The sequence below is a fragment of the Caballeronia calidae genome (genome assembly GCF_900044055.2).
In the GTDB taxonomy this organism is placed as follows: Bacteria; Pseudomonadota; Gammaproteobacteria; order Burkholderiales; family Burkholderiaceae; genus Caballeronia; species Caballeronia calidae.
The window spans coordinates 39,715-56,958 of record NZ_FCOX02000004.1; the positions used below are offsets into that span (position 1 = coordinate 39,715).

Consider the following 17,244-nt stretch of genomic DNA (forward strand, 5'->3'; position numbering starts at 1 on the left):
GGAGCGCGCATGTTCGACGCGAAGTATGAACGCAGCAATTTCCCGCGCATCCGGCCCGAATGGCTCGCGCAAGTCGCCGAGCCTGCCGTCGAGCCCGAGTTGCCGGTCGTCGATCCGCATCATCATCTGTGGGATGTCGAGAGCGCGTTCTATCACGCGCCCGAGTTCGCGGCGGATGCGGGCGCCGGGCATCGCGTGCTCGCGAGCGTGTTCGTCGAATGCAAGGCGCATTTCGACGCCGATGCGCCCGCCGGATTCGCGCCGGTCGGCGAGACGCGTTTCGCGGTGGCGCAGGCAAACGAGGCCGCGCAACTGCCGCAAGGGCACGCGAACCTCGTGAAGGGCATCGTCGCCTATGGCGATCCGTTCGTCGCGAATCCGCAAGCGGTGCTCGAAGCGCATATCGAGGCGGGACAGGGACGCATGCGCGGCGTGCGCGTGCGTGCCGCGTGGCATGCCGATCCCGCGTTCGCCGCGCCGCACGATGGCCCCGACGAACACACCATCGGCGCGCCCGAGCTCGACCGCTACTGCGCGATTCTCGAAGAGATGGGCCTCGTGCTCGATCTCTGGGTCTATCACACGCAGCTCGATCAGGCCGCCGCGCTCGCACGGCGTCATCCGAATCTCCCGATCGTGCTGAACCACTGCGGCGGGCCGCTCGGCATCGGGCCGTATGCGAACGAACGCGCCGCCGTGCGCGAAGCCTGGGGCAAGTCGCTCGCGCGCGTGGCGTCGAACGATAACGTCATCGTGAAGATCGGCGGTCTCGCGATGCCGCGCACGGGCCTCGCCTTTGCCGATGCCGCGAAGCCCGCGAGCTGCCTCGAGCTCGTCGAGCGCTGGACGCCTTACGTGCGCACCTGCATCGATCTGTTCGGCGCGGAGCGCAGCATGTTCGAGAGCAATTTTCCTGTCGACAAGGGCAGCTGCAACTACGTCTCGGTGTGGAACGCGTTCAAGATCATGTCCGCGGGTTATCCGGCCGCGGCGCGCCGCGAGATGCTCGCGGGCACGGCGAATCGTGTGTATGCGCTCGGCATCGAGGAACTGACAGCGGAGGCGATCTCATAACCGCAAGGCACAAGCGTTGCACACACATCCGTAAAGGCACAGACCGTCCGGCGCACGACGAACGTACGTACGGATTTTCGGAGGAGACATATGAAAAATCGCCGCATCTTCATCTACCTGTTTCTGTTTTCGCTCACGAGCATCAACTACATCGACCGCGTCGCGCTGTCGGTGGCAGCGCAGCCGATCGCACGCGAATTCGGTATCAGCCCCATTCAAATGGGCTTCCTGCTGTCGTCGTTCATCTGGACATACTTCGCGAGTCTGATCATCTGGGGTCTCGCGCTCGACCGCTGGGGCACGCGCTACGTCAACGCCGTGGGCATGGCGATCTTCTCGGCCGCCACCGTCGCGACGGGCTTTGCGTGGAGCTATATGTCGATTCTCGTCACGCGTCTCGTGATGGGCGCGGGCGAGGCGTCGTCGTATCCGGCGGGCGGCAAGGTGATCCGCGAATGGATGCCGGCGCGCGAACGCGGCATCGCCGCGGCGGTGCTCAATAGCGGCTCGTATGCCGGGCCCGCGATCGGCGCGCTCGTCGTCGCCTGGGCGGTGCAGATGTTCGGCTGGCGCACGGGCTTCGTGCTCGTCGGCAGCTCCGGCGCGATCTGGCTGGTCTGCTGGCTCAAGTGGTTCAGGAAGCCCGAGTACGCCACTTTCATCGACGACAACGAGCGCGCGCTCATTCTGCGCGAGCGCAACGGCGGCCTGCCCGATGCGCCCACCGGACCGACGCTCTCCATTCCCGATCTGCTCAAGTCCGTGAGCGTGTGGGGCCTGCTCATCACGCAGGGGTTCGGTTCGTACGCGCAGTTTCTGTTTCTCACGTGGCTGCCGAGCTATCTGCAGACGGAGCGGCATCTGGACATCGTGAAGAGCGGCTATTTCACGGCGCTGCCGTACGCGCTCTCGGTGATTCTCGCGCTCGCCATCGGCAAGCTGAGCGATCGTCTTTTGCCCGCGGATGCGATCAGCAAAGGTGGACGGCGCAACATGGTGGCGGCGTCGATGCTGCTGACATCGGTCGTGCTCGCGACGCCTTTCGTCGACGACATGTGGGTCATGGTCGCCGTCTTCACGCTCTCGCTGACCGGCGCTCAGGCCGCGCTCGCGATGAACATCGCGCTGATCGGCGACCTGTTGCCGTCGTCGGCGGAAGTCGGACGCGGCACGGGCCTGCTGATCACGGGCGGCGCCTCGTTCGCGATGATCGCGCCCATTGCGACCGGCTATGTCGTCGCGATCACGCACAGCTACAACAACGCGTTCTATATCGCGGGTGCGCTCGCTCTGGCCGGTGCGCTCGTGAGCCTCCTGATGACGCGCTCGCCGATTCGCCGACGTGACTGCGTCGAGACCGTGAATGAAGTATCGGTCGGCGCATAGAATCATTTTCAAAGGGATATCGAAATGACGAAAAAGCAAATGACGTTGATTGGCTTTCTGCAGGCGCAGAACTGCTCGACTTATCCCGGATCGTGGCGTCACAGCGCGGCGATGCAGGACTTCACGACGCCCGAGTACTACCAGCGGATCGCGCGCACGCTGGAAGAGGGCAAGTTCCATCTGGCGTTCTTCGACGACCGCCTCGCGATGCCCGACATCTACGGTAACGATCATGCGCAGACGGTGGAGAACGGCGTGCGCGCCGTGAAGATGGACCTGATCTCGATCCTGACCGCGATGGGCATGGCCACGTCGAAACTCGGCCTCGGCGCGACGTACTCGACGACGTACTACGAACCGTTCCATATCGCGCGCACGTTCGGCACGCTCGATCTGATGACGAAGGGCCGCGCGGCGTGGAACGTGGTCACCTCGCTGAACGATTCGGAAGCGGCGAACTTCGGCGAGAGCGCGCATCTCGAGCACGACTTGCGCTATGACCGCGCCGACGAGTTCGTCGAAACGGTGATGGGTCATTGGGACACGTGGGAAGACGGCGCGCTGATTCTCGACAAGGAGAGCGGCCGCTTCGCCGATGCGTCGAAGGTGCATCGTCTGGATCATGAAGGGCGCTTCTTCAAGTCGCGCGGGCCGTTCACGGTGCCGCGCTCGCAGCAGGGCCATCCGGTGCTGATCCAGGCCGGGCAGAGCGGGCGCGGGCGTCAGTTCGCGTCGCGCTGGGCGGATCTCATCTTCGTCGTGTATCCGAATTTCGCGGTGGGCAAGAAGCAGTACGCGGAGATGAAGCAGGCGCTCGCCGAGGCCGGCCGCAACCCCGACGACGTGAAGATTTCTACCGCGTGCTACACGATCGTGGCGGAGTCGGACGAGATCGCGCAGAAGGAACGCGAATACATCGACTCGCTCGCGAAGCCGATCGATTCGCTCGCGCTGCTCTGCGAAGTGCTCAACACCGACTTCTCGAAGCGCGGCTACGACGATCCGTTCAGCGATGCCGAAATGGCCGCGATCTCCGGCTGGACCGGTTTCCGCGACCGCGTCGTGACGCTCTCGGGCAAGAAGAATCCGTCGGTGCGTGATTTCGTGGATTTCTCGAAGCGTGCGCGTATCGAGGAATTCCCGGTGTTCTGCGGCACGCCGAAGACGGTCGCCGACCAGATGGAGCAATGGTTCGTCGAAGGCGCCGTCGATGGCTTCGTGATCGCGCCGACGCACGTGCCCGGCGCGTACGAGGATTTCGTGCGCATGGTCGTGCCCGAGTTGCAGCGGCGCGGCCTGTTCCGCAAGGAATATACGGGCGGCACGCTGCGCGAGAACCTCGGCTTGCCGGTTCCGAAGTCGGGTGATTGGCGCAAGACGGCATACCCGCGCACGTCGAACATCAAGGTCGCGTAACGCGTTCGTCGCCGGACGTGCCGCTGCGGCTTTCATAAGCGTGTTTTGTTTCGGCCGGCGTGGACAACGCGGACGTGTCGGGCGTATTGGATCAGCGTTTGCAAGTGCTATGGAATCTGAGAGATGAACGAAACTGATCTGATCGCCCCGGTGCCGGAAAGCGAGGCATTCGGCCGGAGCAGGGTGGACAGGGGCGCCCACAATAAAAACCGAATCACCGATTCGGAAATCTTCGCTTCAGCACCTGGCTGAGTGCGTCCCACTGTCCTGGACGCACTACGCGCGACTATATGTCAGTCCGTCGACAACTCAGGTAAGGGGGTGAAGTCTCACAGGCATCTTGTTCGGCACCATCGTAAAGGCAGAAATCTCTTCAATTTCCGCCGGGTCGATTGCCAGTTCGATTCTGAAATGCTTCATCAACATCGATATCACGAGTCTCATCTCCACTCCTGCCAGATAGCGGCCCGGACACACTCGTGGGCCCGCGCCGAATGTCAGGTAAGCCTTCTGTTCATGCACACCATCGGAAGGATCGCGGGGATGTTTCCAGCGGTCAGGATCGAATACCTCTGGGTGCACGAAATTCTGCGGGTCCAGCATGCCCGGGCGAGTGAGGAAGAGCATGCGCGTTCCCGCAGGTAGGGCAACGCCACCCAGGCACACTTCGGTTAGCGGCTCGAACGTCTGTATGGCTGCAACAGGCCGCAGCCTGAGAGCCTCGCTGCATACCGCCTCGCAAAGGTCGAGGTGCTTTAATGAATCGTAGTCCGGACAGATTCGGGATTCACCGAGTGCTGCACATGATTGTTCGAAGAGCCGATACTGCAAAGACGAATCCCCAGCGATATACATCAGCGCCCAGGCAATTGCATTTGCCGTCGTATCTTCGCCTGCGACCAGAAGCGTCAATACGTTCGCCGAGATCAGTTCATCGGTCACCGTCGAATCAGGCTCGTTGTGCGCCGCAAGCATGGCTTCGAGCAGATTGTGCGGTGGCGAATCAGGAGACTGGCGCATACGCTCACGCGCTCGTTCAATCATTTTCTGAACGTAACGATGCACTTCTACCATTGCCCGCGCGAGCCGCCGGTCGTCCGGCAGCGTGACATAGTGCCAGTAAGGAAATAGCGCCGTGACACGTCTCATGAGCGCCGGCAGTATGAGCGCGAGCTGTTCCTGTATCACACCGCGCTCCTGTTCGAGCGTATGCGGGTCCTCGCCGAAGGCAAGCGTACTTGTCACGTCCACGGTGTAGCGCTTGAGGTCGTCGGTCATTTCCAGCGTTCTATTCTCCTTTGCCGCGGTCTGCAGGCGAACGAGGAAGCGCTCGGTAATCGCCGATAGCGTCGGATAGAAAGCCTTGATATTGGAAAAGGACAGCGCACGCATGATGAGCCGCCGCTGCGGCTCCCAAGCCGCGCCTTCGGCAGAGAATAGTCCGTTTCCACCAAGTTCTGTCATAGCGGATTCGATTGGCGAGAAACGCCGATACAGGTGTGGACGCTCGCGCATGACAGTCTGAAACAGGTCCACCTGCGTCCAGACTGTTATCGGAATCGTGCCGAGTTGAACCCTGAACGGCGAACCGTATTGCTTGGCCCAACGCTCCAGGGTCAAGTGAAGTTTAGCGGGCGCCATCTGGAATAGATTCCCCAGCAGGGGCAACCCCGGTGGGCATGGCAGATCTGCGACAGTCCGCGAACTCCCGGTCGTCTTGAGTTGAAGGTCTGCCATGCTTTCCTCCGCTTCGCCCGCCACTACGGGGTGACAACGAGCGTAAAGAACACTCCTGTAGAGAATAGATCACGGCCGATTCTGAGACCAGCCTCCTCGTCGAGCGTTGGCCACGGTTAGCGCCTAAGTGACTCTAACCGACACGGAATACCTATCAGTGAAGTCGGCGTGAGTGTGCCTCGTTGTGTTGCGTGATTCCGAACGATGGTTGCGAGACGGATAACAGGAGGCGACAAGAGCCTTCGCGAATATCTCAGCCGACTCGATAACCGGCGATCCAGTGATAGAGCTGTTCAACTTCTGAACTGAGCGGACGCAGGTCATTGCGCATCAGGAAGTAGCCGCGACCCGGGCGCACACTCAGCGACGACAGGCGTGCCAGTCTTCCGCTACGGATCTCTTCGTCAAGGAGATGGCGCGTGCCCAACGTCACGCCTCGTCCCTGCGCGGCCGCGTCCACAAGCACGATGTAGTTGTTGCCATACTCGGTCGCCCGCACGCGGCTCGGTTCAATCCCAAGCGACTTGAACCAGATAGCCCAGTTGATCCAGTTCGGCTGAATGCGTTCATACTCGAGAAGCACCTGCGATAGCAATGCTTCCGGACCGTCACCGGACAGCGGATGGCTTGCGATATACGCGGGACTCGCCACCGGGAATATCTCCTCCTCGAACAACAACTGCGCCGTCCAGTCGGTTCTCTGGCCTGGGTCGTACGCCACGGCCAGATCGACGCTGTCGTCGAACACATCGGAAGGCTGATCCGATGTAATCGTGCGAATGCTCGCCGCGAAGCTCGGGTTGCGGTCACGGAAGTCCTTCATGACCTCGCTCAGCCAGAAATGCGAGATCGCCGTGTTCGCGGCCAGGGTCACCATGCTCGCGCTCCGCTTGACGCTGATCTCGTCGACGGCGTCAGCGAGATAGTTGAACGCTGCGCTGACTTTGCGATGAAGCTGCGTTCCACGCGGCGAAAGCTGTACCCGTCTCCCCACCCGTTCGAAAAGCACGAATCCGAGCCCCTCCTCGAGCTGGCGGATCTGCTTGCTCACCGCTGCCTGCGAAACGTTCAGTTCTTCGGCGGCCCGCGTGAAGTTCAACGTCCGAGCCGCTGCCTCGAAAAACATCAGGCTCGTCAGCGGCGGAAGGCGATGACGCAAACTCTTCATAACTCGTGGTTATCAATGGACATGAGATTTCATCTGTGTACAGAGAAATCGGCGCCTCGTAAAGTGATTTCTACGCGATGCACCAGGCGCTTCAGAGCGTCGGGGCGGGCGCGATGCGACTCATAACCAGAGGTTGGTATTTTCCCCACTTGGATGTCTCTATGACAACGCTGAACTGGCACCGCGAGCGCCACGATCTTTCCAATATTCAATCGCTCGATCGCTCTTCGCACGACTCCGACATCGACCTTCCGTCAGTGCGCGCGTATCGCCTTGGCAGAGTCCGGGCCGAGATGCGAAAGCGCGACATCGCCGCCTTGATCATCAGCGACCCGGTGAATATCCGGTACGCGACAGGCGCGCGCAACATGCAGATCTTTTGCGCCCGCAATACGCCGTCGCGCTATCTCATCGTCACGGAAAACCGGACGATTCTGTTCGAGTTCACCGGATGCGCGCACCTGGCCGACGGCCTCGAGACCATCGACGAGGTTCGTGCATCGTCGACCGCCAGTTTCGTTGCGGCAGGCCCGGCCATCGTGGCGCGGGAAAAGGCATGGGCGGCCGACATGGCGGCCACGCTGACGGAACTCGTCGGACCCGAGCCCACGGTCGGCATCGAGCGCATGAATGCCGGAGCGGCGCTTGCGCTTGCCGGGCATGGCGTGCGCCTCGTGGACGCCCAGGAGCCGATCGAGATGGCGCGCGCGATCAAGTCGGCGGAGGAACTGAAGTGCGTCATCGCTTCCCTGCGGGCGACGGAAGTCGCGGTCGGGAAGCTTCGGGACGCGATTCGGCCAGGCATGTCAGAGAACGAACTGTGGTCCGTGCTGCATCAATCGGTTATTGCGCAGGACGGGGACTACGTCGAGACGCGCTTGTTGAGTGCAGGGCGCCGAACGAACCCGTGGTTTCAGGAAACATCGAATCATGTGATCGAACCGAACCGGCTGATCGCACTGGACACCGATGTCGTCGGCTGTCATGGCTACTACTCCGACTTTTCCCGCACCTTTCACGCCGGGCCGGACAAGCCGAGCGAGAACCAGCGCACGATCTACAAGCTCGCTCACGAGCAGGTGCATCACAACATCGAGATCATCCGGCCAGGCATGACGTTCAGGGAATACAGCGACAAGGCCTGGAATATCCCGGACACGTATCACGCGAATCGCTATTACCTGTCGGCGCACGGGTGCGGTATGACCGGCGAATATCCGTACCTCTACCATCACGCGGACTTCCCCGCATCGGGCTATGACGGCGAGATCCAGCCGGGCATGACGCTGTGCGTCGAGAGCTATATCGGCGAGGAGGGAGGACAGGAAGGCGTGAAGCTCGAGCAGCAGTTGCTCGTGACGGAGACGGGAACGCGCCTGCTATCGCTTTTTCCGTTCGAAGAAGCCTTGCTGCGATAAACACGCCGCATGTCGCGGCTGATTTCAACCCTCGATTGGAAGCGTAGAAATGACCAGGTTCTCAGGTTGGTTCAAGTGGCTGCTGCCCGTAGTTTTTCTCGTTTCGGGCGCCATCGCGCGTGCGGACGAAGAGCCGATCACGATCGGCGTGAACAACTGGGCGGAGAACATTGCCGTCGCGAATATGTGGAAGCTTCTTCTCGACGAGAAGGGCATCAAGGTCCGCCTGCAGAACGCGGACAAGGCGCTCATCTACAACAGCGTCGCGCAGGGGAAAATCGACCTGACTTTCGAAGTCTGGCTCCCCTCAGGCGACAAGCCCGCGTTCGACAAGGTCAAAGACAGGGTCGTGCAGATCGGGCCGTGGTTCAAGGAGGCCAATCTGGGCCTCGTTGTGCCTGACTATGTTGCCGTCGACAGCATCGACCAGTTGAATGCCAGCAAAAGTGTCATGGCGACCAGTGGCCGCCCGAAGATCGTCGGCATCGATTCCGGCAGCAGCCTCATGCAGTTGACGGAGAAAGCGAAGACGACCTATCAGCTCGACTATGACGTTCAGTCATCGTCCGAGTCCGCGATGGTGCTGTCGCTCGAACGAGCGATCCAGCGCAAGGAGCCTATCGTCGTGACGCTCTGGAAACCTCACTGGATCTGGTCCAAATACAAGCTCAAGTATCTGAAGGATCCGAAAGGCGCATACGGTTCGACAGACTCGATCTATGGAATCGAAACTCAAGCGTTCAAGAAGCAGCATCCCGACGTCGGGCGGTGGTTGCAGCAATGGAAGATGGACGACGACTCGCTGGGAAGCCTGATGTCGGAAATCATCAAGCAAGGGGTGTCGAACCCGGAGAAAGGTGCCAAGGCCTGGATCGATGCGAATCGTCCGCTGGTTCAGCAGTGGACGAAGTAAGCCGGCTCGACAGGACGGTGAACCACGACGCCTCGCCGCCCGGTTTGCGTCAATACCCACTTCTTTCTTCACATCCGACATGAACGCTTCGAACACGATTCCGACCATTTCCAGGGAACGAGCGCCGGCCGACATCGAACGCACGACCGGCGACTGGAAAACCTGGCGTTGCGACAGCAAGGTATTCCAGCATCGCTATGTACCGGGCGCGACGTTCTACGTGGTAAAGGGCCGCGCTCGGCTGACCTTCGCGCATGGCGCACAACTCGACATCGAAGCCGGAGACTTCGTCTCCATCGGCGACGGTGCGCAGGCGGTGTGGGATATCTCCGTACCCGTCGAAACGCGCTACACGTATCACGACGATCGCGGCGCAACCACAGGGGCTCGATCATGAGCGAGGCTTTGGAGTTCGACTATGTGATCGGCGGAGCGGGCTCGGCCGGCTGCGTGCTCGCGCGCCGGCTGGCCGATGCCGGTAATCGGGTGCTGCTGATCGAAGCAGGTCCGCGTGACAATTCGTGGGTGATCCGTATGCCCGCTGGCCTGAGATCGATTTTCAAGCCGAGCTCGCGATACAACTACTGGTTCGAGACCGAGCCGCAGCGGAACCTCGACAACCGCCGCATCCAGCAGCCGCGTGGCCGTGTTCTCGGCGGTTCATCATCGATCAACGGCATGACATGGCTTCGCGGCCATCCGCTCGACTATGAACGCTGGGAGCAGGAAGGCGCTACGAACTGGGGCTGGAAGGATTGCCTGCCGTACTTCCGGAAGATCGAGCGGAGCGACGTCAGCAGCGCTTATCGAGGCACCGACGGTTTCATTCATGCCCAGCGTCAGGAGCATCTCTGTCCGCTCAACCAGGCCTTCCTCGATGCGGGCGTCGAAGCCGGCTTTCCGCTCACCGACGACGTGAACTGATATCGCCAGGAGGGTGTGTCGCGCTTCGAGATGAGCGTCGATCACGGTATTCGCAACAGCGCATCGTACGGCTACCTTCACTCGCGCAAGGACGACGGAAAACTTGCGATCTGGACGCAGAGCGCGCTGAAGCAGATCAACTTCACCGGCAACCGCGCGACCGGATTCAAGGTGCTGCACGGCGGCGCTGTCGTGAACGTCAATGCGCGTAAGGAGACGCTGCTTTGCGCGGGTGTATTCGGTTCCCCGCAATTGCTGATGTTGTCGGGAATCGGGCCGGTCGATCATCTGGTGGAGCACGGCATAATCCCGAGAGTCGAGTTGCCCGGGGTCGGCGAAAATCTGCAGGACCATCTGGAATGTCATATTCAGATCGAGACCAGGGAGCCTGTTTCGCTCAACCGCGAACTGCAGCTTCATCGGATGCTGTGGGCTGGCATGCAATGGTTTGGCTTCAAGTCGGGTGTTGCGGCTGTCAACCAGTGTCATGTCGGCGCCTTTCTGAAGAGCGCCCCTGACATTGCGCATCCGGATATCCAGTTTCACTTCTTTCCGGTGTTCTTCAACAAGGACTGGATACCCACGCGGCACACGAATGGATATCGCATCGGAGTAGGTCCGATGCGCCCGACCAGTCGTGGGCGTGTCCGGCTCAGGTCGAGGCAGGCGGGCGACGCGCTTTCGATCGATCCGAATTACATGGACACCGCGGAAGACTGGCGCGTGATGCGCGAGTCGGTAAGGCTCGGCCTGCTGTTTGCACGGCAACCTGCCTTCCGTCGCTTTCACTATCGCGAGGACATGCCGGGTGTCGATGTGAGCGAAACGGCTGCCATCGACGAGTTCATCAGGCTGGATGCGTCGAGCGCGTATCACCCTTGTGGAACGTGCAAGATGGGAGCGAAGCATGACGAGTCGGCCGTCGTGGGTCCGGACCTGAAAGTAAAGGGGGTAGAGCGACTGCGTGTCATCGACGCATCGGTCATGCCGTCGGTGCCAAGCGCGAACATCAATGCGGCGACGATCATGCTGGCCGAGCGGGCAAGTGATATTTTGCTCGGGAGACCAACGATGCAGGCCGAACCCCCAAAGTTCGTTGCCTGACTGGTATCTGTCGATCGAACTTGGAAGGACACCCGCTGGTGCTGAGGTCAATGGACCTGCATGCCTTCGAATGGCTGTTCCAGTTTGGTCAGCAGCCGGAGGAGGCTTGCTATATCAAAGGGCAGCTGAGGGTCGTGAGCGTGAGTTCGCTGACGCAGACAGTGGCAGTCCTGCCGTGCGACACCGCCATGCTCAGCCAAAGGCAACCGGTCTCTATGTCGGTTAAGGCCGAATCGTGCGCATAGTTTGTCCGGCAGGGAGACGGCAGGCAACGCACGCTGGGCCGTACAGGCTAGCATCAAGTGCCGCGACGTCTCAACGCGCCAGGGCCTTTGTGAATCGAGGGTCGCCAAGATACGCGACGTTGAAACGAAACCACGGCGACACGCTGTTCGCATGCGCCGAGAAGATCGTCCCGGGCGCGAGAATCACGTGCTTTTCCAGCATCTCCCTGGCGAACGCGATCGAATCGTCGCGCCCGGGCAAACGCGCCCATAGATAAAGGCTCTGATCGCTGACCTTGAAGATGGTCGCGTTCAGACGCGTCAGGGCTTCGACACCCGTCGCCGTCGCGCGCTTGAGCCTGTCCTGCAAGCGGTTCGTGTGACGCAGAAAGTGCCCATCGCTGACGATCGCGTCGAGCGTGCGCTCGCAGTATTCGCTGCTGCTCACGTGCGTGAGCATCTTCACATCGGCGAGATCGCTGGCAAGATCGGCATCGCAGGCGAGAAAGCCCACGCGCAGCGCCGCCGACACCGACTTGGAAAAGCTGCCGATATAAATCGTGCGGCGCAGTTGATCGAGTGCGCTGATGCGCGTGGCCGAACGCGGCTTCAGATCGGCAAGCGCGTCGTTCTCCACGACGATCAGATCGTGCGCCTCCGCGAGCTGCAGAATGCGATGCGCCTTCGCCGCGCTGATATCGGTCGCGGTCGGATTGTGCCCGACCGATTGCGTGAAAAAGAGCCGTGGCCGATGCGTCTTCAAACGCTCTTCGAGCGCCGCGATATCCGGCCCGTCGACGCCGCGCGGCACGCCGACGATATTCGCGCCGGACAGTTTGAGCTTGCCGAAGAGCGCGTAATAACCGGGATCGTCGACGAGCACGGTGTCGCCCGCGCGCACGAAGTAGCGCACGACCATGTCCATCGCCTGATTCGCGCCGTGCGTGAGGACGATCTGTTGCGGCGCAGCCTCGATCTCATAGCCGGCGAGCTTCTGCTGCAAGTGCTGGCGCAAAGGCAGATAGCCGAAGCGGCTGCCATAGCGAAAGAGCGAGGCGACACCGGTGCGCACCACGCGCTGATGGAAGTGATCCAGCCGCGTCTCTTCGAGCCAGGCGACCGGCGGAAATCCTTCGCCGAGATTGAGAAAGTCCGGCTTGCTCTGCAACTGCTCACGCATGAGCCAGACCGAATCCATTGCGCGATCGAGCGTCGGCGCATCTTCGTCCTGCTGCTGCGGCTTCGCCACGCTCGCGACATAAAAGCCCGCGCCGCGACGAGGCTCGATGAGTCCGTTCGCCGTCAGCATGTCGAACGCGCTGATGACCGTGTTCTTCGCGCAGCCATTCGCCTCGGCGTATTCCCTGATCGACGGGAGTTTGTCTCCCGCGCGCAAGACACCTTCGGTGATCTGTCTGGCGAGATTGTCCGCGAGTGTCGCCGACAGACTCGGCTTCTCATGTCGCATCGTATTGGCCTGCTCTAAAAGTCACACGACCGTACTGGGTACAGTGTGTTCACTGTTTGCCGAAATTGTACCTTTCAAATGGGTACAGTCAGCCTATTATTCGCCCATCCGGTGCGTCGCTGCAAGCGGCGCAAAAAGACAGTCAAAGCACACATCCAGACAGCAGAGGAAGACACATGATCGATTCGAAGTTGCCGAATTTCCGCGCGATGTCCCCCGCGCAGCGCCTCTCCCATATCGCGCAGGCGGCGGGCCTCGACGACGCCGAGCATGCGTTGCTCGCCAGGCCCGGTGCGCTGCCGCTGGACACCGCGAACGGCATGATCGAAAACGTCGTCGGCACGTTCGAATTGCCGATGGCGGTCGCCGGCTACTTCCAGATCAACGGTCGCGACGTGCTGGTGCCGATGGCGGTGGAAGAGCCGTCGATCGTCGCGGCGGCGTCGTTCATGGCGAAGCTCGCTCGCGATGCGGGCGGGTTTCGCACGTCGAGCACCGGGCCGCTGATGCGCGCGCAGGTGCAGATCGTCGGCGTGTCGGACCCGTACGGCGCGCGGCTCGCGATCCTCAAGCATCGCGACGAGCTGATCGGGATGGCCAACGCGCGCGACAAGGTGCTGATCGGTCTCGGCGGCGGCTGCCGCGACATCGAAGTGCATGTCTTTCCGGACACGCCGCGCGGTGCGATGGTCGTCGCGCATCTGATCGTCGACGTGCGCGACGCGATGGGCGCGAACACCGTCAACACGATGGCCGAAACGGTCGCGGGCCGCATCGAGGAGATCACGGGCGGCAAGGTGCGATTGCGCATCCTGTCGAATCTCGCCGACCTGCGCCTTGCGCGCGCACAAGTGCGCTACAGCGCCGCGACGCTGCAAACGAAGGAATATGCGGGCGAGGATGTGATCGCCGGCGTGGTCGATGCCTATCTCTTCGCGGCAATCGATCCGTACCGCGCCGCGACGCACAACAAGGGCATCATGAACGGCATCGATCCGGTGATCGTCGCGACCGGCAACGACTGGCGTGCGGTGGAAGCGGGCGCGCATGCCTACGCGAGCCGCGGCGGACGCTATACGTCGCTGACGACGTGGGAAGTGGCGAACGACGGCGACCTCGTCGGAACGATCGAAATGCCGATGCCGGTCGGTCTCGTCGGCGGCGCGACCAAGACGCATCCGCTCGCGCGGCTCGCGCTGAAGATCATGAACGTGAGCTCGGCGCAGGAACTCGGCGAGATCGCGGTCGCAGTCGGCCTGGCGCAGAATATGGGCGCGTTGCGCGCGCTATCGACAGAGGGCATCCAGCGCGGCCACATGGCGCTGCACGCGCGCAATATCGCGCTGGCGGCGGGCGCGAGCGGCGCCGATATCGACTGGGTCGTGAAGAAGATGGTCGCCGCGCGCAATGTGAGCGTCGATTACGGCATGAGCCTTCTGCAGGGACCGCGCGATGAATGAGATGCCGAAGCGTGTGCGCATCGTCGAAGTCGGGCCGCGCGATGGCTTGCAGAACGAGCCGTCGCATGTGTCGGCCGACGTCAAGGCGGTCCTCGTCGAGCGCCTGATCGATGCAGGCGTGCGCTATGTCGAAGCCGCGTCGTTCGTATCGCCGAAGTGGGTGCCGCAAATGGCCGATGGCGCGCAAGTGCTCGAACGCGTGCGTGATCGGGCGCGCGCAACGAACACGACGCTCGCCGCGCTCGTGCCGAATATCAAGGGACTCGAAGCCGCGCTCGCATCGCAGGTCGAGGAAATCGCGGTCTTCGCGGCGGCGTCCGAATCGTTCTCGCAGAAGAACATCAACTGCTCGATCGATGAAAGCATCGCGCGCTTCGAGACCGTGATCGCGGCCGCGCGCGAGGCGAACGTGCGCATCCGCGGTTATGTGTCGTGCGTGCTCGGCTGTCCGTTCGAAGGCGAGATCGCGCCGCAAGCGGTCGCGCGCGTCGCGAAGAAGCTCTTCGATATGGGCTGTTACGAGATCAGTCTCGGCGATACCATCGGCGCGGGCACGCCGTCGAAGACGCAGGCGATGCTCGATGCCTGCATCGAACACGTTCCCGTCGCAGCATTGGCCGGGCACTTTCACGACACGTGGGGCATGGCCGCCGCGAACGTGCTCGCGGCATTGCAGCGCGGTGTCGCGGTGTTCGACGGCTCGGTGTCCGGCATCGGCGGATGTCCGTATTCGCCGGGCGCGACGGGCAATGTCGCGACGGAAGACATCGTCTATTTGTGCGAGGGCATGGGCATCGAAACGGGCATCGACCTGGCGAAGCTCGCGCAAGCCGGCGCCTACATTTCGACGGCATTGAAACGCGAGACGTCATCGCGCGTGGCGCGCGCGCTCGAAGCAAAACGCCGCCGCCAAGAAAAGCAGTGCATCTAACAACTCCATCGACGGAGGAGACATGGAACAGCAACTCGCCGCGCACGAGCGCGGTCGGGCGCTCTCGCAAAGCGCCGAGACAATGGACTATAAGCTTGTCGAAATCTGGGGCGATACGGTCGACACACGGCATCTCGCCTGGTCGGTCGTGCTCGGCATCGCGATCAGCTATGGCGCGTTCGCGCTCGCGAATCGCGTGCTCGTCGCGTATGTACCGGATGCCGCGATGGCCCGTGCCTACGCGATGCTCGTCGGTCTCGGCGGATGTCTGATCGCGGGCGCGGTCTGCGCGAAGCTCTTCAGGCCGAAGCGCGAAGTGATCGAACAGGCGCACGGAGCGGCGGGCCGCGAAGAAGTGCTGAAGCAGCTCGCGAGCGAAGCGGGCGGGCTCGGGCGCGTCGCGGACTTGCCGCCGGCGGTCGTCGCGGAGATGAAGGAGCTCGGTCTCTACGAGCTCTTCGCAGAGTATGAAAAGCGCGACGAAAAACGCGAAGGAGCACGCTGATGGAACCGTTCGTCACTCAACTGCTCGTCGCGCTCGGCATGGGACTCATCGGCGCGATCGTGTTCTCGGGCATCGGCCTGATTTCCGGCACCGATGAAACCACGACGCTCGCGCCGCTCACCTTGCTCGTCGTGTTGCTCGGCGTGCCGCCTGTCGGCGTGTTTTCGTTCTTCATGGCGGGCGCCGTGTCGAAGCACATGACGCACGCGATTCCCACCGCATTGCTCGGCATTCCGGGCGATACGCTCGCGACGCCCCTGCTGCAACAGGCGACGATGCTGCGCAATCTCGGCGTGCCGCACATCGCGTTGCGCAAGATGATCTCGGGCGCGATCGTCGCGGCGTTCGTGGCCGTGCCGCTCGCGGTGTTGTTCGCCGTGCTGCTCGCGCCGTTCGGGCCGGTCATCACGAAGGCCGCGCCGTGGGTGTTTCTCGCCGCAGCGATCTCGATTGCGTATTTTTCTTCGGGACGATGGGCTTCGGTGTTCCTGCTCGTGCCGTTCGTGCTGGTGATCGTCGGATTGCAGGCGCTGACGGGCAAGTACGGCGTGAAGCTTTCCGTGAGCTACTTTCTCGGCATCGCGATCGGGCCGCTCATCGCCGATCTGTTCTCGATCCTCTCACCCGCCGATCGCGCCCGCATGCGCCGCGAACGCGTGCGCACGTTCTCGCTCGCGCCGGACGTGAAGGGCTGGAGCGGCTACTTCCCGAACCCGATGAAAGTGCTCGACGGCCAGCAGCGCGGCTGGGTCGCGGCGACGGCGGCCGTATCGAGCGCGACCTTCGTGTTCAGCCCGGTCGCGATGACAGTCGTGCTCGGCGAGCTCGTCGGCTCGCGCGTGAAGCATGCGTATCACCGGCTGACGACGGTGATCTCCGCGCGCAACGGCGTGACCGAAGCGACGTACATCGCCGAGGCGCTGATTCCGCTGATCGCGTTCGGCCTGCCGTTGAGCCCGGTCGCGGCCGGACCCGCCGCGCCGCTCTTCAACGCACCGCCGCGCTTTTTCGTCGATGCGGCCACGGGTCACATCAACAACCTGCACACGATGATGACGACGTGGCAGTTCCTCGGCTTCGGCCTGCTCGCGGTCGTGCTGGCGGCGCTCGTCGCGTATCCGCTGTCGATGAACTACGCGCATCGCGCGGCATCGTTCGTCGCGAGGAAGCTCAGTCACGAGGCGATCATCGCGACGTTCGTCGGCCTGATCGTCGTGATCAGCGTGTGGGAAGGGCAGTTGCTCGGCCTGCTCGTGATTCTGAGCGTCGGCCTGCTCGGCGGCTTGTTGTCGCGCAACTTCGGCTTCAACACCGGCGTGCAGTTCATGGGCTATTACACCGCTGTGTTGAGCGTGCCCGCATTGACGAAGGCGTTTGGCGCGTAACGGCAAAAGCGGCGCGCCTCCTCTTTGAGCGCGTCGCATGCCGCAAGCACTCCGGCGACAATATCGAGGCGGGCCTCAACAGGCGTTCGCTTGAAACCCGGAAAGAAGAGGCGCTCATTGCAAGCGGTGAA

15 protein-coding genes and 1 pseudogene are annotated in these 17,244 nt (G+C 62.2%); 13 read left to right on the top strand and 3 right to left on the bottom strand.

The window, feature by feature from the left end; translation table 11 throughout:
• Nucleotides 1-9: 9 nt before the first annotated feature.
• From AWB78_RS05530 to AWB78_RS49280, 4 genes are all read left to right on the top strand, one after another.
• Nucleotides 10-1,074 (top strand): amidohydrolase family protein, encoded by a 1,065-nt coding sequence (locus AWB78_RS05530; protein ID WP_062603048.1) that lies wholly within the window; start codon nt 10-12, stop codon nt 1,072-1,074.
• Between the two features lie 90 nt (nt 1,075-1,164).
• Entirely contained in the window at nt 1,165-2,460 is a 1,296-nt protein-coding gene (locus AWB78_RS05535) for an MFS transporter (protein ID WP_062603050.1), read from the top strand.
• A gap of 24 nt (nt 2,461-2,484) precedes the next feature.
• Nucleotides 2,485-3,876: an LLM class flavin-dependent oxidoreductase gene (locus AWB78_RS05540; protein ID WP_062603051.1), complete on the top strand. Its 1,392-nt coding sequence runs from the start codon at nt 2,485-2,487 to the stop codon at nt 3,874-3,876.
• A 123-nt stretch (nt 3,877-3,999) separates the two neighbouring features.
• Nucleotides 4,000-4,128, top strand: a complete 129-nt coding sequence (locus AWB78_RS49280) for a hypothetical protein (protein ID WP_269768920.1) — start codon at nt 4,000-4,002, stop codon at nt 4,126-4,128.
• Nucleotides 4,129-4,185: 57 nt separating this feature from the next.
• Here AWB78_RS49280 and AWB78_RS05545 read toward each other — a convergent pair whose 3' ends face one another.
• Nucleotides 4,186-5,613, bottom strand: a complete 1,428-nt coding sequence (locus tag AWB78_RS05545) for a cytochrome P450 (protein WP_062603476.1) — start codon at nt 5,611-5,613, stop codon at nt 4,186-4,188.
• A gap of 253 nt (nt 5,614-5,866) precedes the next feature.
• Nucleotides 5,867-6,781, bottom strand: coding sequence for a LysR substrate-binding domain-containing protein (locus AWB78_RS05550; RefSeq protein ID WP_062603053.1), 915 nt, complete (start codon nt 6,779-6,781; stop codon nt 5,867-5,869).
• 161 nt (nt 6,782-6,942) lie between these two features.
• On the opposite strand from AWB78_RS05550, the gene AWB78_RS05555 reads away from it, so the two are divergent.
• The 5 genes and pseudogenes from AWB78_RS05555 to AWB78_RS48200 all read left to right on the top strand — a co-directional run bounded on the left by AWB78_RS05555 (nt 6,943) and on the right by AWB78_RS48200 (nt 11,140).
• Nucleotides 6,943-8,199 carry a M24 family metallopeptidase gene (locus AWB78_RS05555; RefSeq protein ID WP_062603055.1) on the top strand — a complete coding sequence of 419 codons (1,257 nt, stop codon included), beginning with the start codon at nt 6,943-6,945 and terminating at the stop codon, nt 8,197-8,199.
• A 49-nt stretch (nt 8,200-8,248) separates the two neighbouring features.
• Entirely contained in the window at nt 8,249-9,112 is an 864-nt protein-coding gene (locus tag AWB78_RS05560; protein ID WP_062603057.1) for a glycine betaine ABC transporter substrate-binding protein, read from the top strand.
• A 79-nt stretch (nt 9,113-9,191) separates the two neighbouring features.
• Nucleotides 9,192-9,509 (top strand): cupin domain-containing protein, encoded by a 318-nt coding sequence (locus AWB78_RS05565; RefSeq protein WP_062603059.1) that lies wholly within the window; start codon nt 9,192-9,194, stop codon nt 9,507-9,509.
• Nucleotides 9,506-10,381, top strand: a pseudogene (locus AWB78_RS48195) (GMC family oxidoreductase); the annotation flags it as partial. The gene AWB78_RS05565 and the pseudogene AWB78_RS48195, both read left to right, overlap by 4 nt.
• 276 nt (nt 10,382-10,657) lie before the next feature.
• Entirely contained in the window at nt 10,658-11,140 is a 483-nt protein-coding gene (locus AWB78_RS48200; protein ID WP_232477628.1) for a GMC oxidoreductase, read from the top strand.
• Nucleotides 11,141-11,455: 315 nt separating this feature from the next.
• Here AWB78_RS48200 and AWB78_RS05580 read toward each other — a convergent pair whose 3' ends face one another.
• Nucleotides 11,456-12,832, bottom strand: coding sequence for an aminotransferase-like domain-containing protein (locus tag AWB78_RS05580; RefSeq protein WP_062603062.1), 1,377 nt, complete (start codon nt 12,830-12,832; stop codon nt 11,456-11,458).
• Nucleotides 12,833-12,951: 119 nt separating this feature from the next.
• Between AWB78_RS05580 and AWB78_RS05585 the strand changes: the two genes are divergently transcribed.
• The 4 genes from AWB78_RS05585 to AWB78_RS05600 are packed head-to-tail and all read left to right on the top strand — an operon-like array spanning nt 12,952 to nt 17,113.
• Nucleotides 12,952-14,292 (top strand): hydroxymethylglutaryl-CoA reductase, degradative, encoded by a 1,341-nt coding sequence (locus tag AWB78_RS05585; RefSeq protein ID WP_269768925.1) that lies wholly within the window; start codon nt 12,952-12,954, stop codon nt 14,290-14,292.
• On the top strand, nt 14,285-15,223 hold the full coding sequence (locus tag AWB78_RS05590) for a hydroxymethylglutaryl-CoA lyase (protein ID WP_062603066.1): 939 nt from the start codon (nt 14,285-14,287) through the stop codon (nt 15,221-15,223). The genes AWB78_RS05585 and AWB78_RS05590 overlap by 8 nt, the downstream gene beginning before the upstream one ends.
• Nucleotides 15,224-15,245: 22 nt before the next feature.
• Nucleotides 15,246-15,728, top strand: a complete 483-nt coding sequence (locus tag AWB78_RS05595; protein WP_062603068.1) for a hypothetical protein — start codon at nt 15,246-15,248, stop codon at nt 15,726-15,728.
• A complete protein-coding gene (locus tag AWB78_RS05600; RefSeq protein WP_062603070.1) occupies nt 15,728-17,113 on the top strand; it encodes a tripartite tricarboxylate transporter permease in 1,386 nt (461 codons plus the stop codon). The genes AWB78_RS05595 and AWB78_RS05600 overlap by 1 nt, the downstream gene beginning before the upstream one ends.
• Nucleotides 17,114-17,244 lie beyond the last annotated feature (131 nt).

Bases quoted from the DNA above. Each gene is read 5' to 3' on its own strand.
- AWB78_RS05530 (WP_062603048.1), top strand. From the start codon at position 10: ATGTTCGACGCGAAGTATGAACGCAGCAATTTCCCGCGCATCCGGCCC.
- AWB78_RS05535 (WP_062603050.1), top strand. From the start codon at position 1,165: ATGAAAAATCGCCGCATCTTCATCTACCTGTTTCTGTTTTCGCTCACG.
- AWB78_RS05540 (WP_062603051.1), top strand. From the start codon at position 2,485: ATGACGAAAAAGCAAATGACGTTGATTGGCTTTCTGCAGGCGCAGAAC.
- AWB78_RS49280 (WP_269768920.1), top strand. From the start codon at position 4,000: ATGAACGAAACTGATCTGATCGCCCCGGTGCCGGAAAGCGAGGCATTC.
- AWB78_RS05545 (WP_062603476.1), bottom strand. From the start codon at position 5,613: ATGGCAGACCTTCAACTCAAGACGACCGGGAGTTCGCGGACTGTCGCA.
- AWB78_RS05550 (WP_062603053.1), bottom strand. From the start codon at position 6,781: ATGAAGAGTTTGCGTCATCGCCTTCCGCCGCTGACGAGCCTGATGTTT.
- AWB78_RS05555 (WP_062603055.1), top strand. From the start codon at position 6,943: ATGACAACGCTGAACTGGCACCGCGAGCGCCACGATCTTTCCAATATT.
- AWB78_RS05560 (WP_062603057.1), top strand. From the start codon at position 8,249: ATGACCAGGTTCTCAGGTTGGTTCAAGTGGCTGCTGCCCGTAGTTTTT.
- AWB78_RS05565 (WP_062603059.1), top strand. From the start codon at position 9,192: ATGAACGCTTCGAACACGATTCCGACCATTTCCAGGGAACGAGCGCCG.
- AWB78_RS48200 (WP_232477628.1), top strand. From the start codon at position 10,658: ATGCGCCCGACCAGTCGTGGGCGTGTCCGGCTCAGGTCGAGGCAGGCG.
- AWB78_RS05580 (WP_062603062.1), bottom strand. From the start codon at position 12,832: ATGCGACATGAGAAGCCGAGTCTGTCGGCGACACTCGCGGACAATCTC.
- AWB78_RS05590 (WP_062603066.1), top strand. From the start codon at position 14,285: ATGAATGAGATGCCGAAGCGTGTGCGCATCGTCGAAGTCGGGCCGCGC.
- AWB78_RS05595 (WP_062603068.1), top strand. From the start codon at position 15,246: ATGGAACAGCAACTCGCCGCGCACGAGCGCGGTCGGGCGCTCTCGCAA.
- AWB78_RS05600 (WP_062603070.1), top strand. From the start codon at position 15,728: ATGGAACCGTTCGTCACTCAACTGCTCGTCGCGCTCGGCATGGGACTC.